Genomic DNA, 26,237 nt, shown 5'->3' with positions numbered 1-26,237 from the left:
ACGCATGGCGACACCACTCCCCCCGTTGCGGATCCCGCGGGGACACTCGCAGGGGTGGAGCGGTGCCGTGGGGTTGTGGGCGGACTGTTACCCCGGCGTGGCCGGCGCGGTCCCGGCCCGTTCCCCCTGCCTCAGTTCACGCCGCGGCTGCGCCCCTCCCAGTACGGCGCGCGCAGCTCGCGCTTGAGGATCTTGCCCGTCGGGTTGCGCGGCAGCGCCTCGAGCACGTCGACGCTGCGCGGGCACTTGTAGTGGGCGAGGTGCTCGCGGCAGTAGGCGACGATCTCCTCCTCGGTCGCCGAGGCGCCCGGGTGCAGCGCGACGACCGCCTTGACCGACTCCCCCCACGTGTCGTCGGGGACGCCGATGATGGCGACCTCCATGACCGCCGGGTGCTCGGCGAGGACCCGCTCGACCTCGGGGCTGTAGATGTTCTCGCCGCCGCTGATGATCATGTCCTTGAGCCGGTCCTCGACGAAGAGGTAGCCGTCCTCGTCGAGCCGGCCCATGTCGCCGCTGCGGAACCAGCCGTCCTCGACGACCACCTCGGCGGTCGCCTCGGGCTTGTTCAGGAAGCCCTTCATCAGCTGTGGCGTCCGCAGCCAGATCTCGCCGTGGGTGCCCACCGGGAGGTCCTCGAGCGTGGCCGGGTCGACGATCCGGATCTCGACCCCGGGCACCGCCTTGCCCGCCGAGACCAGCCGCTCGGGGTGGCCCGACGCCTCGGCGGTGCGGTGGTCCTCGGGCATCAGGTGCGTGGCGACGCCGGCGACCTCGGTCAGCCCGTAGACCTGCATGAAGTCGGTGTCGGGCCAGGCCTGCATCGCCGCCCGCAGCAGCGGCGGCGGCATCGGCGCCGCGCCGTAGGTGTAGGTCTTGAGCGCCCCGAACAGCTTGACCGCGTCCTCGCCGGACTGCAGCACCTGGGCGAGCACCGCCGGGACCAGGAAGGTGCGGTTCGCCCCGGCGAGGATCGCGCCGGCCAGCGACATGCCGTCGGGGTCGCGGGTCATCACGCTGGGGATGCCGTCGTGGATGCCGAACAGGACGTACGACGAGCCGCCCACGTGGAAGAGCGGCATCGCGACCATCGACTTGTCACCCGGCTCGAAGCCCCACCCGTCGTGGGCGTTGACCGTGTGGCTGACCATGTTGGCGTGGGTGAGCATGACGCCCTTGGGTCGACCGGTCGTGCCGGAGGAGTACATCACCAGGCACACGTCGCCCGGCTCGACGTCGGGCTGCCGGCCGACCGGCGTGGCGGCGGCGAGCAACCGCTCCCACCCGTCGCCCTGCTCCCCCTCCGGCGTCACCTCCACGACGTGCTCGACGCGGGGCAGCCGGTCGCGGATCGCCTCGATGGTGGGCATCAGCTCGCGGCCGACGACCAGCACCCTCGCGCCGGAGTCGTTGACCGCGTAGTCGACCTCGTCGCCGGCCAGGCGCCAGTTGACGATCGCGTTCGCGGCCCCCAGGGACCCGGCCGCCATCGACAGCTCCACGCACGCCGGGTGGTTCTTGTCGAGGAACGCCACGACGTCCCCCCGCCCGACCCCGAGGTCCTGCAGGGCGCCGGCCGCGCGGCGTACCCGCTCGTCCCACTGCGCCCAGGTCCAGGTGCGCCCGAGGTAGGTCATCGCCTCCGCGTCGGGGGTCGTGCGCGCCCAGTGCGCCAGGCGGTCGTCAACGAAGACCGGGGCGGGGGCGGGGGCGTCGAGGTCCGGGTTCGGTGCAGTAGCCGTCATGGGCGTGATTGTGGCTCAGATCACAAGTGCCGTCGAGGGTTCTGCACAGACCTCCAGCGCAGTCTCAGGATCGTCACAGACCCGCTGGGCACCGTGGAGACATGACCGAGCGCGACCGATTCCCCCACGACGACACCGCCCCGCTGCGTCCGACCGGGGGCGCCCCCACCGGGGGCCGCCCCGCTGGGGACGACCAGCCGACCACCGCGCACCCGGCGTACCCCGCCGGGCCGGCGCCGACCGGCCCGCCCGCCGGCGCCGCGCCCGCGGCACCCGCCGGCGCTCCCCCGCGCCGCGGCCGGTCCGGCTTCGCCGCGGCCGTGCTCGCCGGTGCCCTCGTGGTCGGCGGCGGCGCCGGCATCGGCGGCGCGGCACTATGGTCGGCGTACGACGACGACGGCTCGTCCTCGGCCGGCGGCAGCGACCGGACGACCTCGCAGGTCGTGAGCACCTCCGACGAGCCGGCCCCGGAGGGGTCGGTCCAGCAGGTGGCCGCCACGGTGCTGCCGTCGGTCGTCCAGATCGAGGTGGCCGGGAGCCAGGGTGCCGGTTCCGGCTCCGGGATCGTCCTCAGCTCCGACGGGGTCATCCTGACCAACAACCACGTGGTCGACCTGGCCGCCGACGGCGGCGAGATCACGGTGGCGTTCAACGACGGCACCCGCGCCGACGCCGAGGTGCTCGGCACCGACCCGCTCACCGACACCGCGGTGATCAGGGCCCAGGACGTCGAGGACCTCACGCCGGCGACGATCGGCGACTCCGAGGCGCTGGACGTCGGCGAGCAGGTCGTGGCCATCGGGTCGCCGTTCGGCCTGGAGTCCACGGTCACCAGCGGCATCGTCAGCGCGCTGGACCGCCCCGTGAACGTCGGCACCGACGACCAGCAGAACGCCACCACCTACCCCGCGATCCAGACCGACGCCGCGATCAACCCCGGCAACTCCGGCGGCCCGCTGGTCAACATGGCCGGCCAGGTGATCGGCATCAACTCCTCCATCCGCACCGCCTCGGACAGCGCCGGCTCGGAGTCCGGCTCGATCGGCCTGGGCTTCGCGATCCCGATGGAGCCCGTCATGCCGATCGTCGAGCAGATGACCGACGGCGAGACGCCGACCCACGCCCGGCTCGGGATCACCGTCGGCGACGCCGCGACCGTGCAGCTCCCCGAGGGTCTCGAGGGCCAGCTCGGCCCGCAGCAGCAGCCGCAGCAGCCCGAGCAGGACAGCGACGTGGTCGGCGCCCGGGTCGGCGAGGTCACCCAGGGCTCGACCGCCGACGAGGCGGGCATCGAGTCCGACGACGTCATCACCAAGGTCGACGACACCATGATCTCCAGCGCCGACTCGCTGGTGGCCACCATCCGCTCCTACCGCCCCGGCGACGAGGTCGAGGTGACCTTCCTCCGCGGTGACGAGGAGCAGACGGTCACCCTCGAACTCGACTCGGACGCCACGCAGGACTGAACCCTGCCGGCAGGGGCCGGGCGGCCCCGGGGCGGATCACCGCGCCCGGGCCACCCGGCCCTCGTCCCACACCGGGCCGTCGGACTCGTAGACCGCCCCGTCGGCGCCGTACACCAGGAAGCGGTCGAAGCCCCGGGCGAACCAGCGGTCGTGCGTGACGGCCAGCACCGTACCGTCGAACGCCGCCAACCCCTCCTCGAGCGCCTCCGCGCTCTGGACGTCGAGGTTGTCGGTGGGCTCGTCGAGCAGCAGCAGCGTGGCGCCCGACAGCTCGAGCAGCAGGATCTGGAACCGCGCCTGCTGGCCGCCGGAGAGCGACTCGAAGGTCTGCTCGCCCGCGTGCGCCAGCTCGTAGCGGTCCAGCACGCGTGCGGCCTGCTCCCGCCCCAGGCCCTGGCGCCCGCCGGGGTGCCCGTCGCCGCGGTGCAGCACCTCCAGCAGGGTGCGGCCCACCAGCTCGGGGTGCTCGTGGGTCTGCACGAACCACCCCGGGCGCACCCGGGCCCCCAGCTTGGCCCGGCCGGTGTGCGCGACCGGCGCGACCGCGACCTCCCCGACCGGCCGGTGCTCGACGTCGGGGTCGCTGCCGCCGGCCGCCAGCAGGCGGAGGAAGTGCGACTTGCCCGACCCGTTCGAGCCGAGCACGGCCACCCGCTCGCCGTACCAGACCTCGAGGTCGAAGGGACGCATCAGCCCGGTGAGCTCCAGCTGCTCGCACACCACCGCCCGCTTGCCGGTGCGCCCGCCGCGCAGCCGCATGGTGACCTGCTGCTCGCGGGGCTGCTCGGTGGGCGGGCCGGCCTCCTCGAACTTGCGCAGCCGGGTCTGGGCTGCGCGGTACTGCGAGGCCATGCCGTCGTTGTACTCGGACTTGATCTTGTAGTGGAGCACCAGCTGCTTGAGCTTGGCGTGCTCCTCCTCCCACCGCTTGCGCTGCTCGGCGAACCGGGCGAACCGGTCGGCGCGCGCCTGGTGGTAGGAGGTGAAGCCGCCCGGGTGCGTCCACACGGTGTTGCCGGCGGCGTGCCCGCCGCTGCCGAGCTCGACGGTGACGACGCGCGTGGCGGTGTTGTCCAGCAGCTCGCGGTCGTGGCTGATCATCAGCACGGTCTTGTCCGATTCCCGGATCCGGCCCTCGAGCCAGATCTTGCCGGGCACGTCGAGGTAGTTGTCCGGCTCGTCGAGCAGGAGGACCTGGTCCGGCCCGCGCAGCAGCACCTCCAGCACGAGGCGCTTCTGCTCGCCGCCGCTGAGCGTGGTCAGCTCGCGGTACTTCGCCCGGTCGTACGACACGCCGAGCGCGGCCGTGGTGCAGACGTCCCAGGTGACCTCGACGTCGTAGCCACCGGCGTCGGCGTACTCCGCCAGGGCCGTGGCGTAGGCCAGCTGGGTGCGCTCGTCGTCGGTGTCCATGAGCGCCAGCTCGAGGCGGTCCACCTCGGCAGCCGCCGCGCGGACCCGGGGCGGGGCGACGCTGAGCAGGAGGTCGGCCACCGTCGTCGACCCGTGCGCGACCTGCTGACGCATCACGCCCAGCCCACCGCTGCGGGTCACCACGCCGGCGTGCGGCTGGAGCTCGCCGGTGATGATCCGCAGCAGCGTGGTCTTGCCGGCGCCGTTCGCGCCGACCAGCGCGACCTTCTGGCCCTCCCCCACCCGGAAGGACACCTCGTCGAGCAGCACCCGCCCGTCCGGCAGCTCGTAGCGCACCCCGGCGACGTCCACATGGCCCACGAGCGTTGATTGTGCGCGAGGCCGCCCGGCCGCGCACCTCGTTAACCGTCCCGCCCGCCGTCCCGCCCGCTCGGGTTGCACCCGAGGTGTCGCGCAGGTCTCCGCGGTGCGCTCGCGGACGACCCAGACCCCTCTTTAGGATGAGGTGCGTGACACAGGTCGAGGAGGTGCCCGAGCACCCCTCGGCCGAGCCCGGCCCGGCCCCGGCGCGGCGTACCCGCCGCCCCGCACGGGTCGTCGCGATGGCCGTCTACGTCGTCGCGCTGATCGCCTGGTCCGAGGTGCTCGGCATCCCCAACGACACCGTGCAGGTGTTCGTGTGGCTCTGGCTCGGCACGATCGCCTGGAACGTCGGCGAGCGGCCGCGGTACCACCTGCAGTTCCTCCGGGACTGGTGGCCGCCTGTGGTCGGCCTGGTCATCTACTTCTACAGCCGCGGGCTGACCGACGAGCTCGGCCTGCCGGTGCACGTCACGATGCCCATCCGCGTCGACGAGTGGCTCGGCGGCGGCACCACCCCCAGCGAGCACCTGCAGGCGGCGTGGTGCGGCGACCCGTGCGTGCGTGACTCCGCGCCTCGCTGGTACGACGTCGCGCTGACGACCGTCTACGCCTCGCACTTCGTCACCGGCCTGACCCTCGCGGCGGTGCTGTGGCTGCGCAGCCGCCCGGAGTGGGTGCGCTGGATGCGGCGCTACCTGGCGATCAACTTCGGCGCCCTGGTCGTCTACATCCTCTACCCGATGGCGCCGCCGTGGATGGCCTCGCGGGACGGCTACATGGGCGAGGTCACCCGGATCACCAGCCGGGGCTGGGCCGACCTCGGCCTGGGTCGCTTCGACCTGGTCCTGCAGGGCGTCGGCAACCCCGTGGCCGCCATGCCGTCGCTGCACGCCGGCATCGCGTTCCTCGTCGCCGGCTACGGGATCCTGCGGCTGCGCACCCGCTGGCGGTGGCTGCTCGCGGCGTACCCGCTCGCGATGTCGCTGGCGCTGGTCTACTTCGCCGAGCACTACGTCGTCGACGTGGTGGCCGGCGGCGCGCTCGCCGGGCTGGTCCTCGCGGGCTGCGGCTGGTGGGAGCGTCGGCAGGACCGGGCGCCCGCCCACCACTGACCCCCGGGTCCTGCCCCGCGGTTCGGCCCGCCCGGGCAGGATGACCGCATGGACCTCAGCCTCACCGACGAGCAGGAGGGCTTCCGGGCGCTGGCGCGGGAGTTCCTGGAGCGCGAAGCCGTGCCGCACCGCACCGAGTGGGACCGTCGCGAGGCCGTCGACACCGCGATCATCCCCGCGATGGCGCAGATCGGCTTCTTCGGGCTGACCATCCCCGAGGAGTACGGCGGGCTCGGCGGCGACTACCTGACGTACGTCCTGGCCATGGAGGAGCTGGGCCGGGCCGACTCCGCGCTGCGCGGGATCGTGTCGGTCTCCAACGGCCTGGTCGGCAAGTCGATCCTGGCGGCCGGGACCGAGGAGCAGAAGCAGGAGTGGCTGCCCCGGATCGCGTCGGGCGAGGTCCTCGGCTGCTTCGGGCTGACCGAGCCCGACACCGGCTCCGACGCCGGCAACCTCACCTCGCGGGCGGTGCGCGACGGCGACGACTACGTCATCACCGGCCGCAAGCTCTTCATCACCAACGGCACCTGGGCGCAGGTGGCCCTGGTCTTCGCCCGCACCGGCGGACCCGGCGCCCGCGGGGTCAGCGCCTTCCTCGTCCCCACCGACGCGCCGGGCTTCGAGGCACGCGAGGTGAAGGGCAAGCTCGGGCTCCGGGGGCAGGCCACCGCCGAGCTCTACCTCGACGACGTGCGCGTCCCCGCCTCCGCCCGGCTGGGCGAGGAGGGCCAGGGCTTCAAGATCGCGATGACCACCCTGGACAAGGGCCGGGTCTCGGTCGCCGCCGGCTGCGTCGGCATCGTCCAGGGCTGCCTGGAGGCGGCGGTCTCGTACGCCACGAGCCGCACCCAGTTCGGCCGCCCGATCGCCGGCTTCCAGCTCGTCCAGGACATGATCGCCGACATCTCCCTCGACGCGGACGCCGCGCGACTGCTGGTGTGGCGGTGCGCGGACCTCATCGACCGCGGCGAGCCGTTCGGGGTCGCCGCCTCCAAGGCGAAGCTCTTCGCCTCCGAGGCCGCCGTCCGCGCCGCGAACAACGCGATCCAGGTCCACGGCGGCGCGGGGTACGTCGACGACCACCCGGTCGAGAAGTACCTCCGCGATGCTCGCGTGATGACGCTCTACGAGGGCACCAGCCAGGTGCAGAAGCTGCTCATCGGGCGTGCCGAGACCGGCATCAACGCCTTCGTCTGACCCCGTTCCACCCCACCCGCACCCGGCTCCCAGGAGGACGCTCGTGACGCTGCACCCGGACCTCGACCCCCAGCTCGCCGGCCTGCTCGGCCTGATGGCCGGCGCCGGCCACCCGCCGATGTGGCAGCAGTCGCCCGAGCAGGCGCGCCAGGGCTTCCGGGTGCTCACCGTCGACCTGCGCGACCCCGCGTCCGTCCCCGCCGTCGACGCGGTCGAGGAGATCACCGTGCCCGGTGGCGACGGCGAGCGCCCGGCCCGGGTCTACCGCCCCCGCGCGGGTGCGGACACCCTCCCGACCGTCGCGTTCTTCCACGGCGGCGGCTTCGTCATCGGCGACCTCGACACCCACGACCTGACCTGCCGCACCATCGCCACGCTGTGCGACGCCGTCGTCGTCTCGGTCGACTACCGGCTCGCGCCGGAGCACCCGTTCCCCGCCGGCGTCGACGACGCCCTCGCCGCCGCCCGCTGGGTCTCCGACTCCCTCGCCGACCTCGGCGGGGACGACCGGATGGCCGTGGCCGGCGACTCGGCCGGCGGAAACCTGTCCGCCGTGGTCGCCCAGGCCTTCCGCGACGAGGACCGTCCGCTCGCCGGCCAGCTGCTGGTCTACCCCGTCACCGACATGGGCGGGTCCTACCCCTCGCACACCGACAACGCCGAGGGCTACTTCCTCGACCAGCGCACGATGGAGTGGTTCGGGGCGCAGTACGTCGGCACCGCCGGCGACCTGTCCGACCCGCGTCTCTCGCCGCTCAACGGCCGCCTCGACGGCCTCGCCCCCGCCGTCGTGGTGACCGCGGAGTTCGACCCGCTGCGCGACGACGGCAACGCCTACGCCCGGGCGCTCGCCGATGCGGGGGTCCCGGTCGAGAACCGGACCTTCCCCGGCCTCATCCACGGCTTCGTCGACATGGGTCGGCACTCGGCCGCCGCCCAGGCGGCCGTCGAGGAGACCTGCGCGCTGTTCCGCGCGGTGCTGCACGGCTGACCCGCCGGGCACACCCCGGGCACACCCCGGGTCGCGGTCAGCCGAGGCCGAGGGCGTCGAGCAACTCCCGGCCGCCGGCGAGCACGCCGGGGACCGCCCGGCCGTGCTGGCCCTCACCCTCGCCTCGTCCTTCGCCGGGTGCCGTCGCCGACGGGTCGTCGCTCAGTCGCACGTCGTCGCAACCGAAGTCGTCGACGGCAACGGCGGTCAGGTCGCCCTCGTGCACCAGCACCAGGAGGTGTCGCGGACCGAGGTCGGCCGGGCAGGCCCGCGTCGCCTTGACCGGGCGCAGGGCGGCGAGTGCTCGGTCCACGCGGCCGAGACGAGCCTCCGGCACCGTCGTCGGCGCACCCTGGCGCTCCCAGCGGTACACCGCGCCGACCGCCGACCGGTGGCCCTCGACCGCCCGGTAGCTGCACGTCCACGCCCGATCGGCGCCAGCCAGGTCGGGCGTCGAAGCGGCCGGCTCGGTCGTCCCGAACCCGCTGGTCCCGTCCTCCGCCTGAGGCAGCCGCGCCGGGCACGGCGGCCCGTCGACCGCCGCCACCTCGTCGACCGGACCCGGGCCCGACCCGGGAGTGTCCTCACCGCCGCTTCCCGGGGAGCATGCGCCCAGGACGACCACGAGCAGCACGGCCCCTCCTGCACGCGTCGCCCTCATGGCACCAGCACACCACGGTCGAGGTCGCGGCGGGCGTGCCTGTGCCCCGCCGGTTGGTTGCTCCGGCGGGGTGGCTAGGTCTCGGTGGTGTCGTGGGTGCCGTGGTGGTCGACCCGGTACGTCTGCCCGGTGGGGCTGCGCCACAGGTAGGTCCCTGGTCGGGGTGTGTGTTGGTGCCAGCCGGTGTGGGTCTTGACGCGGTGGTGGCGTCGGCACAGTGGGGCGATGTTCTCGGTGGCGGTGGGCCCGCCCCTGCTGTGCGGGACGACGTGGTCGTCGTCGACTCTGCTGGTGGTGTGGGCGGGGCGGGTGCACCAGGGGAAGACGCAGTGGTGGTCTCGCAGCCGGGTCTGGACGGAGAGGCGGTCGGGGACCTCGTAGGCCTCGACGTGGATGCGTTCGTTCAGGTCGATGACGGGCTTGATGGTGATGTGTGCGCCGTCGCGGGCGGCGCGGGTGCACCACTCGGCGAGCTGGGTGGTGAGCACGAACCCCCTCGTGGCTTCGACCCGGGTGATGCCGTCGAGTTCACCACCCGCCTTCTGGTGGACGTGGACGACGAGGGGTGTGGGGTCGGTGTCGAACTGCAGCTGGAGCTGGCGGCGGGCCATGTCGCCGGCGGCCATCGCCCGCCGTGCGCCTTCGGCCTCTGTTGACCCGAGCTGGGCGAGGCGGGCGGCGCCCTTGGTGATCGCGTCCTCGAGGTCGAGGGCGTCGGCGAGGTCGAGGGTGCCCCAGATGTCGACGTGGCCGTCGTAGGAGACCTGTCGGGTCTGGATGGTGAAGTGGCGGGCTTCGGTGCGTTCGTACCGGACCCGTTCGGCTTCGGCGGGGTCGAACCGGACGAGTGCTTCGTCGAGGAGCCGGTCGAGCGCGGCGGGGCCGATGGTGGCGGCGACGGGGGCGACGTGGGTGTCCACGAACCCTGCACCGGCTTTGACCAGGTGCAGGGTGCGCCGGGCGATGGACCGGGCTTTCCACGCGGGGAGGGCGAGGTTGGTGACCTTCGTCCAGGTCCGGGGGAGGCGGTAGCGCAGCTCGAGGGCCTCGGCGAGGTAGGTCCGGCCGGCGTCCTCGGACTTCCCGATCCCGGCGGCGAACTCGATGACGGCGAACTCGCTCACCAACGGTGCACCCTCCCCGGCGAGGCCGATCGCTTTGTCGCCGAACCCCTTCAGCGTCGACCACGCAGAAGAGGTGCTGATCGACCCGGTGATCGATTCGGCGGGGTGCATCACGCACCACTGCACTGCGGCTTGGAGGAGTTCGGCTTCGGCGGCGTTCGCCGCGCGTTGGCTCGCACGGGCAGCGGCGAGCACGTCGGCTGGGGTGTCCAGCGGGTGCTCGAGCGTCGCGGTGAGGGCCATGGCCTCATTCTACTCGCACGTGTGTTCGAATGGAAGGTTCGAGCGCACGGTTGTGGAGCGGCGACGGATGTCTCGACGACGCTCGACGACGCTCGCTGCTCGACCAGCGGTGCAGGGTCTCGACGACGCTCGCCGGGGCTCGCTGCTCGACCAGCGGTGCGGGGTCTCGACGGCGCTCGCCGGGGGCTCGCTGCTCGACCAGCGGTGCGGGGTCTCGACGACGCTCGCCGGGGCTCGCTGCTCGACCAGCGGTGCGGGGTCTCGACGACGCTCGCCGGGGCTCGCTGCTCGACCAGCAGCGGGGGGTCTCGACGACGCTCGCCGGGGCTCGCTGCTCGACCAGCAGTGGTCGGTCTCGACGACGCTCGCCAGGGTTCGCTGCTCGACCAGCAGCGCGGGTCTCGACGACGCTCGCCGGGGCTCGCCGCTCGACCGACACAGGCCGGGAGGGGGCACGACTGATTGGCCGGCGCCCCGTGGGACACCGTGGCTCCGTGACCGACGTACCCGTGTGGCTGCAGGCCGGCGGCTGGGGGCTCCTGGCCGGTGGCGCGCTCGTGGTCGGCGCGCTCGTCGCGTGGTTCGTGGCCGTCCCGCAGCGGGTGGTCGCCGGCGTCATGGCGTTCGGCTCCGGCGTGCTGGTGTCCGCCCTCGCCTTCGACCTCGTCGACGAGGCCGAGCGGACCGGCGGCCTCGCGGCGACCGCCACCGGCTTCCTCGGCGGCGCGGTGGTGTACGTCGCCGCCAACATCGCCCTGGCCCGCCGCGGCGCCCGGCACCGCAAGCGCTCGCAGGACCAGCAGGCCTCGGAGGAGGAGCAGCAGGGCAGCGGCGCCGCCATCGCGGTCGGCGCGCTGCTCGACGGGATCCCGGAGTCGGTCGTCCTGGGCATCTCGTTGCTCGGCGGGGGCGGCGTGGGGGTGCCCGTGCTCGCCGCGATCTTCATCTCCAACCTGCCCGAGGGCCTCTCCTCCGCGGCCGGCATGAAGCGCAGCGGCCGCGGCGCCCGCTACGTCTTCGGCGTCTGGGGCGGCATCGCGGTGGCCAGCGGCCTCGCCGGCCTGCTCGGCGCGCTCCTGCTCGACGGCGCCTCGCCGACCACCATCGCCGTCATCACCGCAGTCGCGGCCGGGGCGATCCTCGCGATGATCGCCGACACGATGATCCCGGAGGCGTTCGAGGACACCCATCTCTACGCCGGGCTGCTCGCCACGGTCGGGTTCATCGTGGCGTTCAGCATTGAGCGCATCTGACGCCACACCGACAAGGCGCCGTCGGCCGTATCCGCGGGCACCCCACGGGTACCGCGAGGGCTCCCCCATCGACCCCGGAGGTCACCCGACCATGGCTCGAAACACGCTCTCCCGCTCCCTGCACGACGTCGGCCTCGCGGCCTGGTTCGGCGGCACGCTCGCCAACGCCGTCGCCCTCAACCCCGCCGCCGCGCAGGCCACCTCCTCCACCGACGTCGGCGCCGTGGCCAACACCGGCTGGGACCGCTGGACCCCCGTGAACGCCGCGGCGATCGGCGCCCACCTCGTCGGCAGCATCGGCCAGCTCGGCGGCAACAAGACCCGCGTCGCCGGCCAGGAGGGCGTCGGCTCGATGGTGGTCGCGAAGACCGCCCTCACCGCGGCCGCGCTCGGGGCGACGGCGTACTCCCGCGCGCTGGGCAAGAAGGTCTCCCAGGAGACCCAGATGCCCGCAGCCTCGGGCACCGAGCCCGAGGCGGGGACCCCGCCGGAGGTCGCGAAGGCCCAGAAGCAGCTGGCCGCGCTCCAGTGGGTGGTGCCCGCGCTGACCGGCGCGCTGGTCGTCGTGAGCTCCTTCGCCGGCGAGCAGCAGCGCGCGACCGAGCAGAAGACGGGGTTCCTCGGCCGGCTCGCCCCCTGACGCCTGACGGCGGCCGGGGCGGCCTCAGCCCCGGCGCGACTCCAGCACACGGAAGCCCTTGGCCGACGCGAGCCTGGTCGTCGGGAAGCCCTGGTCGCCCAGCCACCGCTGCAGCGAGTCCGCGCCCAGGTTCTTCCCGACGACCATGACCGCCCGCCCGTGCGGCGCCAGCCGCGGCAGCCAGGTGAGCAGCAGCTCGTGCAGCGCCTGCTTGCCGATGCGGATCGGCGGGTTCGACCAGATCTCGTCGTACGTCGCGTGCGGGTCGACGGCGTCCGGCACCGCGGCGCGGTAGCGGTCGGCGACGCCGAGCGCCGCGGCGTTGTCGTTGGCGAGCAGCACCGCCCGCTCGTTGACGTCGACGGCGGTGACCGTCGACCCCGGCGCGCAGACCGCGACCGCGAGCCCGATGACGCCGTAGCCGCAGCCCAGGTCGAGGACCCGCCCGCCGGCGGGCGGCTCGGTCTCGCGGAAGAGCACCGCGGTCCCGATGTCGACGCGACCGCGCGCGAAGACGCCGGAACCGCTCACCAGGGACAGGCTCCGCCCCCAGACCTCCGCGGTCACCGCCGCCCGCTTGAACGGCACGGTCGGGTCGGCGGAGAAGTAGTGCTCGTCCTGCCCGGGCAGGTCCTCGGGCTGGTCCTCGGGGTGGGCATCGGGGTGGGCATCGGTCACGGTGCGGTCCTCCTCGCGCGGGTGAGCTCGACCCGCGCCCCGAGCTCGGCGTCGGGCGGGTAGGCCACCTCCTCCAACGTCAGTCCGTGCGCGTGCACGACGGCCACGGAGGCGTCGCGGCGCTCGGCGGCCAGGACGTCGCCCGCCCAGGCCACCGGCCGGCGGCCCTCGCCGACGGCGATCAGGCAACCCACCAGCGAGCGCACCATGCTGTGGCAGAACGCGTCGGCGCGCACGGTCGCCTCCAGCACGCCCGACGGCAGCCGCCGCCAGGACAGCTCCTGCAGCACGCGGATCGTCGTCGCGCCCTCGCGCTGCTTGCAGAACGACGCGAAGTCGTGCTGGCCGACGAGCAGGACGGCGGCCTCGTTGAGGAGGTCGACGTCGAGCGGGCGCGGCCACGCGAGCACGTGGCCGCGCACCAGCGGGTCGACGGCCGCCGGGCTGTCGGCGACCCGGTAGGCGTAGCGCCGCCACAGCGCGGAGAAGCGGGCGTCGAAGCCCGGTGCCGCCTCTACCGCGCGGCGTACCCGCACGTCGGCGGGGAGGATGCCGTTGAGCCGCCGCACGAGCGCCTCGAGCGGCGGGTCCGGGGAGCGGCCGGCCGAGTGGGCCAGTGCCTCGGGCTCGACGTCGAGGTGGACCACCTGCCCGCGGGCGTGGACGCCGGTGTCGGTGCGGCCAGCGCACACCAGGTGCACGGAGGGCACCCGCAGCGCGGTCGCCGCGGCCGCCGAGAGCTCCCCCTGCACGGTCCGCAGGCCGGGCTGGGCCGCCCAGCCGTGGAAGCCGCCGCCGTCGTAGGCGAGGTCGATCCGGATCCGCACCCCCTCATCCTTCCGTACGCTGTCCCCGTGAGCGCAGCCCCCGCGATCGTCCTGGTCTCCGAGCACCACGTCGACGACCTCCAGGACGCCTTCGGACGCTACGAGCGGGAGTACGACGTGCGCTGCGCCCGCAGCTGCGCGGAGGCCGAGGAGGTCGCCCGCGACATCGTGGCGGGCGGCGGCACGGTCGCGATGTTCGTCGCCGAGTCGGTGCTGCCCGACTGCCACGTGCTCGAGGGCTTCCACCGCTGGCGTGCCGTCGTCCCCAACGCCCGCCGGATGATCGCCGCGCACTGGGACCGGTTCCTGGCCGACGCCCCCGCCCTGCGCGCGGGCATGGCCAAGGGCAAGTACGACGCCTACCTGCTGATGCCGCGCGGCACCCGCGACGAGGAGTTCCACCACGCCGTCACCGACCTGCTGAGCGACTGGGGCGCCACCATCGCGGAGCCGGAGGTCGTCTCCGCGAAGATCATCAGCCCCGTCCGCGACGGCCGGGTGCTCGCCATCCGCGACTTCCTGGACCGGATGGGCATGGCCAGCCGCGTCTACCACCCCGACGACCCCGTCGCGCGCCACCTCCTCGGCGACGGCTCCGACGACGCGGCGTACCCCCTCGTGTGGGCGCCCGAGCGCCCGGTCGTCGAGGACGCCACGGTGCGCACCGTGGCGATGAGCCTGTACGGCGCGCCGAGCGACCTCGACGTGGACGGCACCGTCGACGTGTGCGTGGTCGGCGGCGGGCCGGCCGGGCTGGCGACGGCGGTGTACGCCGCCTCCGAGGGGCTCACCTGCGTGGTGCTGGAGGCCGAGGCCATCGGTGGGCAGGCCGGCACCAGCTCGATGATCCGCAACTACCTGGGCTTCCCGCGCGGCATCTCCGGGATGCGGCTGGCCCAGCGGGCGCGGAACCAGGCCCTGCGGTTCGGCACCCGCTTCGTCACCGGCTGGACCGTGCACGGGCTGGTGCCCGGCGAGGGCGAGGTGCCGCACGTTGTGCGCACCGACGGCGGCGACGTCGCCGCCCGCGCCGTGGTGGTCTCGACCGGCGTCGCCTACCGCAAGCTCCGGGTCGAGCCGCTCGAGGAGCTGGTGGGCAGCGGCGTCTTCTACGGCGCCGCGATGACCGCCGCGCGCGAGATGGAGGACCAGGACGTGGTCGTCGTGGGCGGCGGCAACTCGGCCGGCCAGGCCGCGGTGCACCTGGCCCGCTTCGCCCGCTCGGTCACCGTCCTCGTCCGCCGCCCCAGCCTGGCCGAGACCATGTCGCAGTACCTCCTCGGCGAGATCGCCTACAACCCCCGGATCACGGTGACCACCTGCAGCGAGGTGGTCGACGGCGGCGGCGACGGCCGGTTGGAGTGGATCTCCGTCCGCGACACCCGCGACGGGAAACTCACGCGACGCAGCGTGGGAGGCCTGTTCCTCCTGCTCGGCGCCGAGCCGCAGGCGGACTGGCTGCCCGATGCCGTGGCGCGCGACGACCGCGGCTTCGTGCTCACCGGTCGCGACGTGCCCAAGGACCGCTGGCACGACGGCCTGCCGCCCGCCAACCTCGCGACGACCCTGCCCGGCGTCTTCGCCGCCGGCGACATCCGCGCCGGCTCGATGAAGCGGGTCGCGGCCGCGAGCGGCGAGGGCGCCTCGGTGGTGCCGCTCGTCCACCAGTGGCTGGCGCCCTAGCGAGCTGCCTCAGGCCGCCGCGTCAGAGCTCGTGGCGGTACGGCGGGTCGGCGCCGGGCCGGGACACCGTCACCGCCGCCGCCCGCGCGGCGTGGTCGAGCACGGCGGCCACCTCCTCGTCGCCGATCGCGCCCAGTGCCGCGCGCCGGTCGGCGCCGAGCAGGCCCCGCTCCCACAGCGCGTCGACCAGCGCCGCCCCGAAGGTGTCGCCGGCCCCGATCGTGTCCGCGACCTCGACCGGCAGGGAGGCCACCTCGACCGCGCTCCGCGCACCGGTCCACGTCGCCCCCTCGCCACCCCGCGTCACCACCACCGCGGCCGGCCCGAGGTCCAGCAGGCGGGAGACGGCGGAGGCCTCGTCGAGGTCCGGCCACAGGGCGGCGACGTCCTCGTCACTGGCCTTGACCAGGTCCGCCAGTGCCGCGACCCGCTCCACCCGGGCGACCACGTCCGGTCCGGTGCCGGTGACCGCCGGCCGCGCGTTCACGTCGTACGTCACCGTCGCCCGGTCCCGCAGCCGCCGGAGCAGGGCGACGACGTCCTCCGCGCCGGGCGCCAGCACCGCGCCCAGGGAGCAGGTGTGCACCACGACGGGCGCGGGGTCCGGGTCCACCGGCCCGAGCTCCCAGGCCAGGTCGAAGGTGTAGCTGGCCGCCCCGTCGGTGCCGATCGTGGCGAGCGCGGTCGAGGTGCGGCTGATCGTCGCGGGGTCGGTGGCGAGCCGGACGCCGGAGCCCGCGAGGTGCTCGGCGAGCATCGCCCCGTGGTCGTCCTCGGCGTACGCCGTCGCGAACCGCACGGGCCGCCCGAGCCGGGCCAGCGCGACGGCGACGTTCGCCGCGCTGCCCCCGGGGTGCTCGCGCGTCGTCCCGTCCGCCGCGCGCACGACGTCGACGAGCGACTCCCCCACCACCAGCACGTCCTGCTCCGCACCCGGCTCCATGGCGCCACCCTAGGGTGACGCCATGCAGGTGCACCCGCTGGACGCCGACGACCCGACCCCGCCGTTCGAGCAGCTGCGGGCCCAGCTCGCGGGTCGCGTGGCCGCCGGCGACCTACCCGCCGGCACGCGCCTGCCGACGGTGCGGGGCGTCGCCGCCGAGCTGGGTCTGGCGGTCAACACCGTCGCCAAGGCCTACCGTGCGCTGGAGGCCGACGGCGTCGTGGTCACCGAGGGCCGTCGCGGCACCTTCGTCGCCTCCCGGCCCGCCGGGGCGGACGCCGGGACCAGGGCCGAGGCCGAGCGTGCAGGGGCGGCGTACGTCGCTGCCGCGCGCCGCGCGGGGCTGACGCTCCCCGAGGCGGTCCGGCTGGTCGAGGGCGGCTGGTAGCCGCCGGGCCGCGCGCCCCCGGAAATGGCACCGACCCGCCCGGAGGACCGGGCGGGTCGGTGGTGGTGCAGGTGGATCGCTGCGGCCGATCAGGCCTTGGACTCGTCCTCGGACTCCGCAGCGGCCTCGGCCTCGGCGGCCTCCTCGGACACGGGCTCGGTGAGCTCGGTGCCCTCCTCGGCGACGACGCTCTCCTCGGGGGAGGCCTCCTCGGCGAGCTCGGTCGGGCCGGCCTCGGTGGTGGTGTCCTCCGAGACGGTCTCCTCGGCGGGCGCCGCGGCGGCGGCCGGCGCGGCCTTCGCCTTGGGGGCCGACGGGGCGTAGGCCTCGGTCACCAGCTCGATGACCGCCATGGGGGCGTTGTCGCCCTTGCGGGGGCCGAGCTTGGTGATCCGGGTGTAGCCACCCGGGCGCTCGGAGAAGGTCGGCGCGATCTCGGTGAAGAGCGTGTGGACGACACCCTTGTCGCGGACGGTCTTGAGGACCTCGCGGCGGTTGTGCAGGTCGCCCTTCTTCGCCTTGGTGATCAGCTTCTCGGCGTGCGGGCGCAGCGCGCGCGCCTTGGCCTCGGTCGTGACGATCCGGCCGTGCTCGAAGAGCTGGGTGGCCAGGTTCGCCAGGATGAGGCGCTGGTGCGCCGGGCCGCCGCCGAGGCGGGGACCCTTGGTGGGCTTCGGCATGTCTCTCTCGTTCCTCCCCGGCCGTACCAGGTACCGGGGTAGTAGGCCGCGGGCGGGTTCGCCCTCGGTCAGCTTGTCTCAGTCGTGCGACGTGGTGGTCACCCGAGGTGGCGGCCCGAGGGCCGCCAGTGGACCTCGAGCGGCACCCACGTCAACTGCGGAGCGGGGCAGCGTGTCGCCCGGCGGCGAAGCCGCGTGGGACGGAGTCCCACTGGCGACACGCTCCCGCCATCCAGCTCAGTACTGCTCGTCCTCGACGAACGCGTCGTCGTCGTCGTCGCCGTACGCCGCGAGGGCGGCGGCGGCGTCGAAGCCGGGGGCGCTGTCCTTGAGGGACAGACCCATCTCGACCAGCTTGGCCTTGACCTCGTCGATCGACTTCGCACCGAAGTTGCGGATGTCGAGCAGGTCCTGCTCCGAGCGGCTGATGAGCTCACCCACGGTGTGGATGCCCTCGCGCTTGAGGCAGTTGTAGGACCGGACGGTCAGCTGCAGGTCCTCGACCGGGAGGGCGAGGTCGGCGGCGAGCTGCTCGTCGACGGGCGAGGGGCCGATGTCGATGCCCTCGGCCTCGACGTTGAGCTCACGAGCGAGGCCGAAGAGCTCGACGAGGGTCTTGCCGGCCGAGGCGATCGCGTCGCGGGGACGGATCGACGGCTTGGTCTCGACGTCGATGACGAGCTTGTCGAAGTCGGTGCGCTGCTCGACTCGGGTGGCCTCGACCTTGTAGGTCACCTTCAGCACGGGGCTGTAGATCGAGTCGACCGGCATCCGGCCGATCTCGTTGTCGGCGCCCTTGTTCTGCACCGCGGAGACGTAGCCGCGGCCACGCTCGACGACGAGCTCCATCTCGAGCTTGCCGTTCTCCGAGAGGGTCGCGATCTTCAGGTCGGGGTTGTGCACCTCGACACCGGCCGGGGGCGCGATGTCGGCGGCGGTGACGTCACCGGCACCGGACTTGCGCAGGTACATGGTGACCGGCTCGTCGTGCTCGGAGGAGACGACGAGGCCCTTGAGGTTCAGGATGATCTCGGTGACGTCCTCCTTGACGCCCTCGATCGTCGAGAACTCGTGGAGGACGGTGTCGACCTTGATGCTCGTGACCGAGGCACCGGGGATCGACGACAGGAGGGTACGGCGCAGCGAGTTGCCGAGCGTGTAGCCGAAGCCGGGCTCGAGGGGCTCGATCACGAACCGCGAGCGGAACTCGTCGACGGTCTCTTCCGACAGGGTGGGGCGCTGTGCGATCAGCACTGGTGTTTTCCTTCCCGGGCCCACCCGCTATATGACGGGCCCGAACTGCAGTCGGCGGAAGTTGTAGCTGGGTCCCGACGGGGCCCGGCGGCCGGAGCCGGCCGGACCCCGACGAGGGGTGAGGAGGCGGAGCCCCCTCGGATCACTTCTTGGAGTAGTACTCCACGATGAGCTGCTCCTGGACCGGGATGTCGATCTGGGCCCGGACGGGGAGCTGGTGCACGAGGATCCGCATGCGGGTCGGCAGCGCCTCGAGCCAGGCGGGGACGACGCGCTCGCCGTGGGTCTCGCGGGCCACGATGAACGGCGTGGTCTCGAGCGACTTCTCCCGGACGTCGATGACGTCGTGGGCGCTCACCTGGTACGACGGGATGTCGACCTTCTTGCCGTTGACCTTGAAGTGGCCGTGGACGACCAGCTGGCGGGCGTGGCGGCGGGTCCGGGCGAAGCCGGCGCGGTAGACCACGTTGTCGAGGCGGCACTCCAGCAGCTGGAGCAGGTTGTCACCGGTCTTGCCGGCGCGACGCGAGGCCTCGGTGTAGTAGTTGTGGAACTGCTTCTCCATCACGCCGTACGTGAAGCGGGCCTTCTGCTTCTCGCGCAGCTGCAGGAGGTACTCGCTCTCCTTGATGCGGCCGCGGCCGTGCTGGCCAGGCGGGTAGGGACGACGCTCGAACGCGCCGTCACCGCCGACGAGGTCGACGCCGAGACGGCGCGACTTCCGGGTCATGGGGCCGGTGTAACGGGCCATTTCTCAAAGTCTCCTGTTCTCAGCGGGCGATCAGACGCGGCGGCGCTTGGGCGGGCGGCAGCCGTTGTGCGGAGCGGGCGTGACGTCCTGGATGGTGCCGACCTCGAGGCCGATCGCACCCAGCGAGCGGATCGCCGTCTCGCGGCCCGAACCCGGGCCCTTCACGAAGACGTCGATCTTCTTCATGCCGTGCTCCATCGCCCGACGACCGGCGGCCTCAGCGGCCATCTGCGCGGCGAACGGGGTGGACTTGCGCGAGCCCTTGAAGCCGACGGTGCCGGCCGAGGCCCACGAGATCACCGCACCGGTGGGGTCGGTGATCGTGACGATGGTGTTGTTGAACGTGCTCTTGATGTGGGCTTCGCCCTGGGCGACGTTCTTCTTCTCCTTGCGGCGCACCTTCTTGGCGCCGGCCGCGTTGCGGCTCTTGGGAGGCATGCAGTATCTCCTGAGTTAGCTGGTCTGTGAGGTGGAAGGCAGTGAGACGCCGAGGCGTCGGATCACTTGGCCTTCTTCTTGCCGGCAACCGTGCGCTTGGGGCCCTTGCGGGTACGCGCGTTGGTCTTGGTGCGCTGACCGCGGACCGGGAGGCCCATGCGGTGGCGGCGACCCTGGTAGCTGCCGATCTCGATCTTGCGGCGGATGTCAGCCTGGACCTCGCGACGGAGGTCACCCTCGATCTTGAAGTTGGCTTCGATCTCGTCGCGGAGCTTGACCAGCTCCTCGTCACCCAGCTCGTGCACGCGGAGGTTCGGGTTGACCCCGGTGGCCGCGAGCAGCTGCTGGGAGCGGGTACGGCCGATGCCGTAGATGTAGGTGAGTGCGATCTCGATGCGCTTGTCGCGCGGGAGGTCCACACCAACGAGGCGTGCCATGTGGCGTTCCTTTGCAGTTCCGCAGAGGTGTCGGTCGTGTCGCGCCCTGGTCCGTGGTGGACCAGGCTCCGGCCTCTGCACCGGAGGTGGTTGACCCGCCGGGTGGCGGGTGAGCGATCACGTTGTTGTTGTTCAGTTGTGCGCGGCCCGGGGGCCGGCGGCAGCGGGACTCAGCCCTGGCGCTGCTTGTGGCGAGGGTTCTCGCAGATCACCATGACGCGGCCGTGGCGACGGATCACCTGGCACTTGTCGCAGATCTTCTTGACGCTCGGGTTGACCTTCATTGTTCAGGCCCTTCTGGTGGGTCGGCTGCTACTTGTAGCGGTAGACGATGCGACCCCGCGTGAGGTCGTACGGCGAGAGCTCCACCACCACGCGGTCCTCGGGGAGGATCCGGATGTAGTGCTGCCGCATCTTGCCGCTGATGTGGGCGAGAACCTTGTGGCCGTTGCTCAGCTCGACGCGGAACATGGCGTTGGGCAGGGCCTCCACGACGGTGCCCTCGATCTCGATCACGCCTTCTTTCTTCGGCATGTCCTCCACAATCTGTTGTCGGTCGTCGTCCACCGTGTCTGCACCGCCTGCGGCGCGGACCGCCTGCGGGTGGCCCGGGAACCTCCGGCGTGCTGTCTCCAGCGCGCCGGTGGACCTCGTGCAGCCGTCCGTGGTCCTCTTCCCGGCACGCACCGACGATCGCTCCGAGGAGCGGGACGTCCGCACTGGCTCCGGGCAGCCGCGAGGCACCACGAAACAGACCCACGTTGGGCCGACGTTGCAGTCTAGGCGCACCGCGCTCCATAACACGAATCCGTGCCGGGGAGGTGCGCACACCCCCGGGCGTGCCGCCCGGAGGACGTCTCAGGCCGCGAGCAGCTCGAGCGTGCGCTCGCGGGTGGGGCTCGCGGTCGGCTCGGTGCCGACGTACGCCGCGGCGACCGGGGCCACCATGACCTCGTCGACGCCGTACGTCGCCGCCAGCCCGGCCAGGCGCGAGCGGGACTCCTCGGGGCCACCGATGATCCAGCGCTCGGCCATGGAGTCCATGAGCTGCTGGTGCGCCGGCGGCATCTCGGCCTGCAGCTTCTCGGCCTCCTCGACCAGGCGGCCCGGACCCAGCGGCTGGCCGGTGCGCAGCGCGAGCATCATCTGCAGCTGGGGCAGCGCCAGCCGGCGTGCCTCCGCCGCGTCGTCGGCCACGACGGCGTTGACGGTCAGGAAGGTGCGCGGCTCGGCCAGCTCGGGCGAGGGCCGGAAGGTGCTGCGGTAGAGCTCGAGCGCCTCGGCGGTCCCCTGCCCGGAGAAGTGGTGGGCGAAGACGTAAGGCATGCCCTTCTCCGCCGCGAGGCGCGCCGAGTAGTCCGAGGAGCCGAGCAGCCAGATGGCCGGCACCGAGGTGGCGGCCGGGGTCGCCCGCAACGCGTGGGTGCGGCCCTGGACCGAGATCCCGACGCCGGCGGTGTCCATCATCGCCAGCACGTTGTCGACGTACTCGGGGAACCGGGTGACGGCCTCGTCGCTCACCCCGCCGGCGCCGTGCCGCAGCGCCCAGCTCGTCACCGGGTCGGTGCCCGGCGCGCGGCCGATGCCCAGGTCGATCCGACCCGGGAACGCCGCCTCGAGCAGCGCGAACTGCTCGGCCACCACGAGCGGTGCGTGGTTGGGGAGCATCACTCCCCCGGACCCCAGCCGGATGCGCTCCGTCGCCGCGGCCAGCACGCCGATGAGCACCGGCGGGTTGGTGGCGGCGACGGCGGCCATGTTGTGGTGCTCGGCCACCCAGTAGCGACGGAAGCCGAGGCGGTCGGCCGCCCGGGCGAGCGACGTCGACGCACGCAGGGCGTCGGTGGTCGCCTGGTCGCTGCGGACCGGGACCAGGTCGAGCACGGAGAGGGCGGGGCTGTGGTCGGTCATCCCCCGGGGAACGCCGACCCGGCCCCGCCCTATTCCGTCACTCCGAGGGCTTGGGCGCCGGCGGGTTGGAGGCCGTCATCTCGGCCTTCTCGTCGCGCCGGGTCTTGGCCAGGCTCAGCCACGCGGTGATCGCCAGGGTCAGGATGATGACCGCGAGGCTCGCCAGGGTGGGCACCTCGAAGCCGATGACGTGGCCCTCGTGCAGCGCGTGGACGATCAGCTTGACGCCGATCCAGGCCAGGATGAACGCGAGCCCGAGCGAGAGGTAGACCAGCCGCTGCAGGAGCCCGCCGAGCAGGAAGTAGAGCTGGCGCAGGCCCATCAGCGCGAAGACGTTCGCCGTGAAGACGAGGTACGGCTCCTGGGTGATGCCGAAGATCGCCGGGATCGAGTCGAGCGCGAACATGATGTCCGTGGCACCGAGCGCGACGATCACGATGAGCATCGGGGACACGACGCGGACGCCGTTCTCCTTCCACCACAGGCTCAGGCCGCGGTAGTCCTCGGCGACGTTGAGCCGGCGCTGGGCGAACTTCACCAGGCGGTTCTCCTCCGGGTGCTCCTCCTCGCCGCCCCGGTAGCTGCGCACCAGGCTGACGGCGGTGTAGATGAGGAACGCGCCGAAGATGTAGAAGACCCACGAGAAGTTCTCGACCAGCTGGTAGCCGACCGCGATGAAGATCGCGCGGAAGATCAGCGCCAGGATGATGCCCACCATCAGGGCTTCCTGCTGGTACTTCCGCGGCACCGCCAGCGCCGACATCAAGACGATGAAGACGAACAGGTTGTCGACCGACAGCGAGTACTCCACCAACCAGCCGGTGTAGAACTCGATCCCGAAGTCGTGCCCGTGGAAGATCCACACCCAGGCGCCGAAGATGATCGCCGCACCGACGTAGATGCTCAGGTAGACCGTGCACTCGCGCAGCGAGGGCTCGTGCGGCTTGCGGGCGATGACGACGACGTCGAACAGCAGCACCGCGACGGTGATGCCGATCGTGATGCCCCACTCGAGGGCGGAGACTTCCACAGGGTTCCTCCTGGTCAGGCGGACGACAGAACGTCAGAGGTCTCTTCCGCCGCGGTGGCGACCCACGGCCCCGGACCGGTTCGGATCACCGGACGTGCTGACGAGACCGCGGCGAAGGAATACTCCCCCCTGCGGGGGACATCCTCGCACGGGCTTGGGGGTGCGTTACCCATCCCGGGCGTCCGCGACCCCCGCGGGCCGGGCGTGCGAGCGGGCCGGGCGGCTCAGGAGCCGCCGTACGGCACGCCGAGCGCGGTCAGGGCCGCCTCGCCGCCGTCGAGCGCGGTGAGCACCCAGGCGCCGCGCTCGGTGAGGGTGAAGCTGTGCTCGAAGTGGGCGGCCCAGGTGCCGTCGTCAGTGACGACCGTCCAGTCGTCGGCGAGCGTCGAGACGTCCTTGCCGCCGAGGGTGACCATGGGCTCGACCGCGAGCGCGAGGCCGCGGACCAGCTTGGGGCCGCGGCCCGGCCGGCCGTAGTTGGGGACGTCGGGCGGCTGGTGCATGGCCGAGCCGATGCCGTGGCCGGTGTAGTCCTCGAGGATCCCGTAGGACCCCTGCGAGCGCACGTGCTGCTCGACGGCGTGGGAGATGTCGGTGACCCGGCCGCCCAGGCGGGCTGCCGCGATCCCGCGCCACATCGCCTCCTCGGTCACCCGCATCAGCTCGGTGACCTCGGCCGGCACGGCGCCGACCGCGACCGTGACCGCGGCGTCGCCGTGCCAGCCGTCGACGATGGCCCCGCAGTCGATCGAGACCACGTCGCCCTCGGCCAGCACGCGGTCGCCGGGGATCCCGTGGACGACCTCGTCGTTGACCGAGGCGCAGATCGAGCCGGGGAAGCCGTGGTAGCCCTTGAACGACGGCGTCGCGCCGGAGGAGCGGATGTTGTCCTCGGCGATGGCGTCGAGCTCACCGGTGCTGGTGCCGGCGCGGACGTGGCCGCGCAGCAGCTCGAGGGTCTCCCCCACGACCAGCCCGGCGCGTCGCATCGACGCGATCTGCTCGGGGGTCTTGATCTCGACGCCCCGGTCGCGCAGCCCCATCAGCCCGGCCCCGTCCCGGTCAGGACTCGGGGATGGCGTCGAGGGCGTCGAAGATCCGCTTCGTGACCTCGTCGACCTCGCCCATGCCGTCGACCGAGACCAGGATGCCGCGCTCGCCGTAGACCGCGATGAGCGGCTCGGTCTGCTCGACGTACACCTCCTGGCGACGCCGGATGACGTCCTCGGTGTCGTCGGCCCGGCCCTCGACCTGCGCGCGCTGGAGCAGCCGCTGGACGATCTCGTCGGCGTCGACGGTCAGGCAGACCACGGCGTCGAGGGAGTGGCCGGTGAAGGCGATCATCCCGTCGAGCTCCTCGACCTGCGCGAGGGTGCGCGGGTAGCCGTCGAGCAGGAAGCCGGGCTTGGCGTCCTCCTCGTCGATGCGGTTGCGCACCATCCGGTTGGTGACCTCGTCGGGGACGTACTCCCCCGCGTCCATGTAGCGCTTGGCCTCGATGCCCAGCTCGGTCCCCTGGGAGACGTTGGCGCGGAAGATGTCACCGGTCGAGATCGCGGGGATGCCGAAGTGCTCGGCGACGAACTTCGCCTGGGTGCCCTTGCCGGCTCCCGGGGGGCCCATCAGGATCAGCCTCAACGGAGGAACCCTTCGTAGTTGCGCTGCTGGAGCTGGCTCTCGATCTGCTTCACCGTGTCGAGGGCGACGCCGACCATGATCAGGATCGACGTGCCGCCGAACGGGAAGTTCTGGTTGGCGTTGATCAGCACGAGCGCGATCAGCGGGATCAACGAGATCAGACCGAGGTAGACCGCGCCCGGCAGCGTGATGCGGGACAGGACGTAGGACAGGTAGTCCTCGGTCGGCTTGCCCGCCCGGATCCCGGGGATGAAGCCGCCGTACTTCTTCATGTTGTCGGCCACCTCGGTCGGGTTGAAGGTGATCGACACGTAGAAGTAGGTGAAGAAGACGATGAGCAGGAAGAAGACCGCCATGTAGAGCGGGTTGTCCCCCGTCACGAAGTACTTGTTGATGAAGCGCAGCGGCGCGGAGTCGGCGTTGCTGTTGAACTGCACCGCCATGGCGGGCAGGTAGAGCAGCGACGAGGCGAAGATGACCGGGATGATGCCGGCCTGGTTCACCTTGAGCGGGATGTAGGTCGAGCTGCCGCCGAACATCTTGCGGCCGACCATCCGCCGGGCGTACTGCACCGGGATCCGCCGCTGGGCTTGCTCGATGAAGATGACCGCGGCGACGATCACGAGGCCGACGATCAGCACGATGCCGAAGGTCCACCAGCCCTGCTGCTTCTGGACGTCCCACATCGAGGCCGGGAACGTCGCGACGACCTGGGTGAAGATCAGGATCGACATGCCGTTGCCGACGCCGCGCTCGGTGATGAGCTCGCCGAGCCACATGATGACGGCCGTGCCGGCGGTCATCGTGACGACCATGACGAGGAACGTCCCGGTGCCGTTGCTGTGCAGCAGCGGCTCGGTGCATCCCTGCAGCAGGTTGCCCGAGCGCGCGAGGGCGACGATGCCGGTGGCCTGGAGGAGCGCGAGCCCCAGCGTCAGGTACCGGGTGTACTGGGTGATCTTGGTCTGGCCCGCCTGGCCCTCCTTCTTCAGCGCCTCGAGCCGTGGGATGACCACGACGAGCAGCTGCAGGATGATGCTGGCGGTGATGTAGGGCATGATCCCCAGCGCGAAGATCGTCAGCTGGAGGAGCGCCCCGCCCGAGAACAGGTTGATCAGGTTGTAGACGCTGTTGTCCTCGACCTGGTCGATGCAGGACTGGACGTTGCCGACGTTCACACCGGGCGCGGGGATCTGGGACCCGAGCCTGAAGATCGCCACGATCATCAGGACGAAGAGCAGCTTGCGCCGCAGGTCCGGAGTCCGGAATGCGTTCACGAACGCGCTGAGCACGAAGTTCCTCTTTTCCCTGCTGGAGGCCGCCTCCCGGCGACCGGCGAGCCCCGGAAGCCTAACAGGCAGGTGTCGCTGTCACGTCTCCGACCGGGGTGGTCGGGACGCTGGTGGA

Annotated in this window: 27 protein-coding genes; 8 read left to right on the top strand and 19 right to left on the bottom strand. The window is 72.4% G+C overall.

Features of this window, described 5'->3' with window-relative positions:
- Positions 1 to 131 precede the first annotated feature (131 nt).
- On the bottom strand, positions 132 to 1,745 hold the full coding sequence (locus AB0N29_RS12740; protein WP_364867174.1) for a long-chain-fatty-acid--CoA ligase: 1,614 nt from the start codon (positions 1,743 to 1,745) through the stop codon (positions 132 to 134).
- Positions 1,746 to 1,846: 101 nt separating this feature from the next.
- On the opposite strand from AB0N29_RS12740, the gene AB0N29_RS12735 reads away from it, so the two are divergent.
- Entirely contained in the window at positions 1,847 to 3,211 is a 1,365-nt protein-coding gene (locus tag AB0N29_RS12735; RefSeq protein WP_364867172.1) for a trypsin-like peptidase domain-containing protein, read from the top strand.
- A 36-nt stretch (positions 3,212 to 3,247) separates the two neighbouring features.
- Here AB0N29_RS12735 and AB0N29_RS12730 read toward each other — a convergent pair whose 3' ends face one another.
- A complete protein-coding gene (locus AB0N29_RS12730; RefSeq protein ID WP_364867170.1) occupies positions 3,248 to 4,945 on the bottom strand; it encodes an ATP-binding cassette domain-containing protein in 1,698 nt (565 codons plus the stop codon).
- Between the two features lie 149 nt (positions 4,946 to 5,094).
- Here AB0N29_RS12730 and AB0N29_RS12725 point away from each other — a divergent pair, with 149 nt between their 5' ends.
- From AB0N29_RS12725 to AB0N29_RS12715, 3 genes are read left to right on the top strand one after another with little or no spacing between them, the layout of a single operon-like run.
- The gene (locus tag AB0N29_RS12725) at positions 5,095 to 6,060 is read left to right on the top strand and encodes a phosphatase PAP2 family protein (protein ID WP_364867168.1); all 966 of its coding nucleotides are present in this window, start codon (positions 5,095 to 5,097) and stop codon (positions 6,058 to 6,060) included.
- Between the two features lie 48 nt (positions 6,061 to 6,108).
- Positions 6,109 to 7,260, top strand: a complete 1,152-nt coding sequence (locus AB0N29_RS12720) for an acyl-CoA dehydrogenase family protein (protein ID WP_364867166.1) — start codon at positions 6,109 to 6,111, stop codon at positions 7,258 to 7,260.
- A 43-nt stretch (positions 7,261 to 7,303) separates the two neighbouring features.
- The gene (locus AB0N29_RS12715) at positions 7,304 to 8,251 is read left to right on the top strand and encodes an alpha/beta hydrolase (RefSeq protein ID WP_364867164.1); all 948 of its coding nucleotides are present in this window, start codon (positions 7,304 to 7,306) and stop codon (positions 8,249 to 8,251) included.
- A gap of 37 nt (positions 8,252 to 8,288) precedes the next feature.
- On the opposite strand, the gene AB0N29_RS12710 is transcribed toward AB0N29_RS12715, so the two are convergent.
- Both AB0N29_RS12710 and AB0N29_RS12705 read right to left on the bottom strand, forming a co-directional pair.
- Positions 8,289 to 8,564 (bottom strand): hypothetical protein, encoded by a 276-nt coding sequence (locus tag AB0N29_RS12710; protein ID WP_364867161.1) that lies wholly within the window; start codon positions 8,562 to 8,564, stop codon positions 8,289 to 8,291.
- Positions 8,565 to 8,986: 422 nt separating this feature from the next.
- Positions 8,987 to 10,279 (bottom strand): HNH endonuclease signature motif containing protein, encoded by a 1,293-nt coding sequence (locus AB0N29_RS12705; RefSeq protein ID WP_364867158.1) that lies wholly within the window; start codon positions 10,277 to 10,279, stop codon positions 8,987 to 8,989.
- A gap of 494 nt (positions 10,280 to 10,773) precedes the next feature.
- Here AB0N29_RS12705 and AB0N29_RS12700 point away from each other — a divergent pair, with 494 nt between their 5' ends.
- Together AB0N29_RS12700 and AB0N29_RS12695 are read left to right on the top strand one after the other, a co-directional pair.
- A complete protein-coding gene (locus AB0N29_RS12700; RefSeq protein ID WP_302268055.1) occupies positions 10,774 to 11,532 on the top strand; it encodes a ZIP family zinc transporter in 759 nt (252 codons plus the stop codon).
- 91 nt (positions 11,533 to 11,623) lie between these two features.
- Positions 11,624 to 12,172, top strand: a complete 549-nt coding sequence (locus AB0N29_RS12695) for a hypothetical protein (protein WP_302268056.1) — start codon at positions 11,624 to 11,626, stop codon at positions 12,170 to 12,172.
- 24 nt (positions 12,173 to 12,196) lie between these two features.
- Here AB0N29_RS12695 and AB0N29_RS12690 read toward each other — a convergent pair whose 3' ends face one another.
- Together AB0N29_RS12690 and truA are read right to left on the bottom strand one after the other, a co-directional pair.
- Positions 12,197 to 12,850 carry a methyltransferase gene (locus tag AB0N29_RS12690; RefSeq protein WP_364867156.1) on the bottom strand — a complete coding sequence of 218 codons (654 nt, stop codon included), beginning with the start codon at positions 12,848 to 12,850 and terminating at the stop codon, positions 12,197 to 12,199.
- Positions 12,847 to 13,677: a tRNA pseudouridine(38-40) synthase TruA gene (gene truA, locus AB0N29_RS12685; protein ID WP_302268057.1), complete on the bottom strand. Its 831-nt coding sequence runs from the start codon at positions 13,675 to 13,677 to the stop codon at positions 12,847 to 12,849. Before truA ends, AB0N29_RS12690 begins: the two co-directional genes overlap by 4 nt.
- 27 nt (positions 13,678 to 13,704) lie before the next feature.
- Between truA and AB0N29_RS12680 the strand changes: the two genes are divergently transcribed.
- Positions 13,705 to 15,360, top strand: a complete 1,656-nt coding sequence (locus AB0N29_RS12680; RefSeq protein WP_364867154.1) for an FAD-dependent oxidoreductase — start codon at positions 13,705 to 13,707, stop codon at positions 15,358 to 15,360.
- A gap of 22 nt (positions 15,361 to 15,382) precedes the next feature.
- Here AB0N29_RS12680 and AB0N29_RS12675 read toward each other — a convergent pair whose 3' ends face one another.
- On the bottom strand, positions 15,383 to 16,303 hold the full coding sequence (locus tag AB0N29_RS12675) for a carbohydrate kinase (RefSeq protein WP_364867152.1): 921 nt from the start codon (positions 16,301 to 16,303) through the stop codon (positions 15,383 to 15,385).
- 22 nt (positions 16,304 to 16,325) lie between these two features.
- Here AB0N29_RS12675 and AB0N29_RS12670 point away from each other — a divergent pair, with 22 nt between their 5' ends.
- Entirely contained in the window at positions 16,326 to 16,691 is a 366-nt protein-coding gene (locus tag AB0N29_RS12670) for a GntR family transcriptional regulator (protein ID WP_364867149.1), read from the top strand.
- A gap of 89 nt (positions 16,692 to 16,780) precedes the next feature.
- Here the strand turns inward: AB0N29_RS12670 and rplQ are convergent, their stop codons facing one another.
- The 12 genes from rplQ to secY all read right to left on the bottom strand — a co-directional run bounded on the left by rplQ (position 16,781) and on the right by secY (position 26,122).
- Positions 16,781 to 17,371 (bottom strand): 50S ribosomal protein L17, encoded by a 591-nt coding sequence (rplQ, locus tag AB0N29_RS12665; protein ID WP_302268061.1) that lies wholly within the window; start codon positions 17,369 to 17,371, stop codon positions 16,781 to 16,783.
- A 237-nt stretch (positions 17,372 to 17,608) separates the two neighbouring features.
- On the bottom strand, positions 17,609 to 18,625 hold the full coding sequence (locus AB0N29_RS12660) for a DNA-directed RNA polymerase subunit alpha (protein WP_302268062.1): 1,017 nt from the start codon (positions 18,623 to 18,625) through the stop codon (positions 17,609 to 17,611).
- A 142-nt stretch (positions 18,626 to 18,767) separates the two neighbouring features.
- Positions 18,768 to 19,376 carry a 30S ribosomal protein S4 gene (gene rpsD / locus AB0N29_RS12655; protein WP_302268063.1) on the bottom strand — a complete coding sequence of 203 codons (609 nt, stop codon included), beginning with the start codon at positions 19,374 to 19,376 and terminating at the stop codon, positions 18,768 to 18,770.
- Between the two features lie 30 nt (positions 19,377 to 19,406).
- Entirely contained in the window at positions 19,407 to 19,814 is a 408-nt protein-coding gene (rpsK, locus tag AB0N29_RS12650; protein WP_154615536.1) for a 30S ribosomal protein S11, read from the bottom strand.
- A 62-nt stretch (positions 19,815 to 19,876) separates the two neighbouring features.
- Entirely contained in the window at positions 19,877 to 20,251 is a 375-nt protein-coding gene (gene rpsM / locus AB0N29_RS12645) for a 30S ribosomal protein S13 (RefSeq protein WP_302268065.1), read from the bottom strand.
- Positions 20,252 to 20,421: 170 nt separating this feature from the next.
- On the bottom strand, positions 20,422 to 20,535 hold the full coding sequence (gene rpmJ, locus AB0N29_RS12640; protein ID WP_056862094.1) for a 50S ribosomal protein L36: 114 nt from the start codon (positions 20,533 to 20,535) through the stop codon (positions 20,422 to 20,424).
- A 28-nt stretch (positions 20,536 to 20,563) separates the two neighbouring features.
- Entirely contained in the window at positions 20,564 to 20,785 is a 222-nt protein-coding gene (gene infA, locus AB0N29_RS12635; protein WP_011757309.1) for a translation initiation factor IF-1, read from the bottom strand.
- Positions 20,786 to 21,109: 324 nt separating this feature from the next.
- A complete protein-coding gene (locus tag AB0N29_RS12630; protein WP_364867142.1) occupies positions 21,110 to 22,162 on the bottom strand; it encodes an LLM class flavin-dependent oxidoreductase in 1,053 nt (350 codons plus the stop codon).
- Positions 22,163 to 22,199: 37 nt separating this feature from the next.
- The gene (locus tag AB0N29_RS12625; RefSeq protein ID WP_302268072.1) at positions 22,200 to 23,192 is read right to left on the bottom strand and encodes a TerC family protein; all 993 of its coding nucleotides are present in this window, start codon (positions 23,190 to 23,192) and stop codon (positions 22,200 to 22,202) included.
- 224 nt (positions 23,193 to 23,416) lie between these two features.
- Entirely contained in the window at positions 23,417 to 24,238 is an 822-nt protein-coding gene (gene map, locus AB0N29_RS12620) for a type I methionyl aminopeptidase (protein WP_302271710.1), read from the bottom strand.
- 16 nt (positions 24,239 to 24,254) lie between these two features.
- Positions 24,255 to 24,830 carry an adenylate kinase gene (locus tag AB0N29_RS12615; RefSeq protein ID WP_302268073.1) on the bottom strand — a complete coding sequence of 192 codons (576 nt, stop codon included), beginning with the start codon at positions 24,828 to 24,830 and terminating at the stop codon, positions 24,255 to 24,257.
- Complete coding sequence (secY, locus tag AB0N29_RS12610; protein WP_302268074.1) at positions 24,827 to 26,122, bottom strand: preprotein translocase subunit SecY; 1,296 nt, start codon at positions 26,120 to 26,122, stop codon at positions 24,827 to 24,829. The genes AB0N29_RS12615 and secY overlap by 4 nt, the downstream gene beginning before the upstream one ends.
- Positions 26,123 to 26,237: the final 115 nt, after the last annotated feature.

Origin of the sequence: Nocardioides sp. NPDC092400 (assembly GCF_040684155.1) — a bacterium.
Classification (GTDB): domain Bacteria; phylum Actinomycetota; class Actinomycetes; order Propionibacteriales; family Nocardioidaceae; genus Nocardioides.
The sequence above is the reverse complement of the archived record's forward strand: the minus strand, read 5'-3'. Positions and strand labels throughout refer to the sequence as shown.

Excerpts from the sequence above, each read along its gene's own strand:
- AB0N29_RS12740 (WP_364867174.1), bottom strand. The coding sequence starts at position 1,745 with ATGACGGCTACTGCACCGAACCCGGACCTCGACGCCCCCGCCCCCGCC.
- AB0N29_RS12735 (WP_364867172.1), top strand. The coding sequence starts at position 1,847 with ATGACCGAGCGCGACCGATTCCCCCACGACGACACCGCCCCGCTGCGT.
- AB0N29_RS12720 (WP_364867166.1), top strand. The coding sequence starts at position 6,109 with ATGGACCTCAGCCTCACCGACGAGCAGGAGGGCTTCCGGGCGCTGGCG.
- AB0N29_RS12705 (WP_364867158.1), bottom strand. The coding sequence starts at position 10,279 with ATGGCCCTCACCGCGACGCTCGAGCACCCGCTGGACACCCCAGCCGAC.
- AB0N29_RS12695 (WP_302268056.1), top strand. The coding sequence starts at position 11,624 with ATGGCTCGAAACACGCTCTCCCGCTCCCTGCACGACGTCGGCCTCGCG.
- AB0N29_RS12675 (WP_364867152.1), bottom strand. The coding sequence starts at position 16,303 with ATGGAGCCGGGTGCGGAGCAGGACGTGCTGGTGGTGGGGGAGTCGCTC.
- AB0N29_RS12670 (WP_364867149.1), top strand. The coding sequence starts at position 16,326 with ATGCAGGTGCACCCGCTGGACGCCGACGACCCGACCCCGCCGTTCGAG.
- rplQ (WP_302268061.1), bottom strand. The coding sequence starts at position 17,371 with ATGCCGAAGCCCACCAAGGGTCCCCGCCTCGGCGGCGGCCCGGCGCAC.
- rpsD (WP_302268063.1), bottom strand. The coding sequence starts at position 19,376 with ATGGCCCGTTACACCGGCCCCATGACCCGGAAGTCGCGCCGTCTCGGC.
- rpsK (WP_154615536.1), bottom strand. The coding sequence starts at position 19,814 with ATGCCTCCCAAGAGCCGCAACGCGGCCGGCGCCAAGAAGGTGCGCCGC.
- rpsM (WP_302268065.1), bottom strand. The coding sequence starts at position 20,251 with ATGGCACGCCTCGTTGGTGTGGACCTCCCGCGCGACAAGCGCATCGAG.
- rpmJ (WP_056862094.1), bottom strand. The coding sequence starts at position 20,535 with ATGAAGGTCAACCCGAGCGTCAAGAAGATCTGCGACAAGTGCCAGGTG.
- infA (WP_011757309.1), bottom strand. The coding sequence starts at position 20,785 with ATGCCGAAGAAAGAAGGCGTGATCGAGATCGAGGGCACCGTCGTGGAG.
- AB0N29_RS12630 (WP_364867142.1), bottom strand. The coding sequence starts at position 22,162 with ATGACCGACCACAGCCCCGCCCTCTCCGTGCTCGACCTGGTCCCGGTC.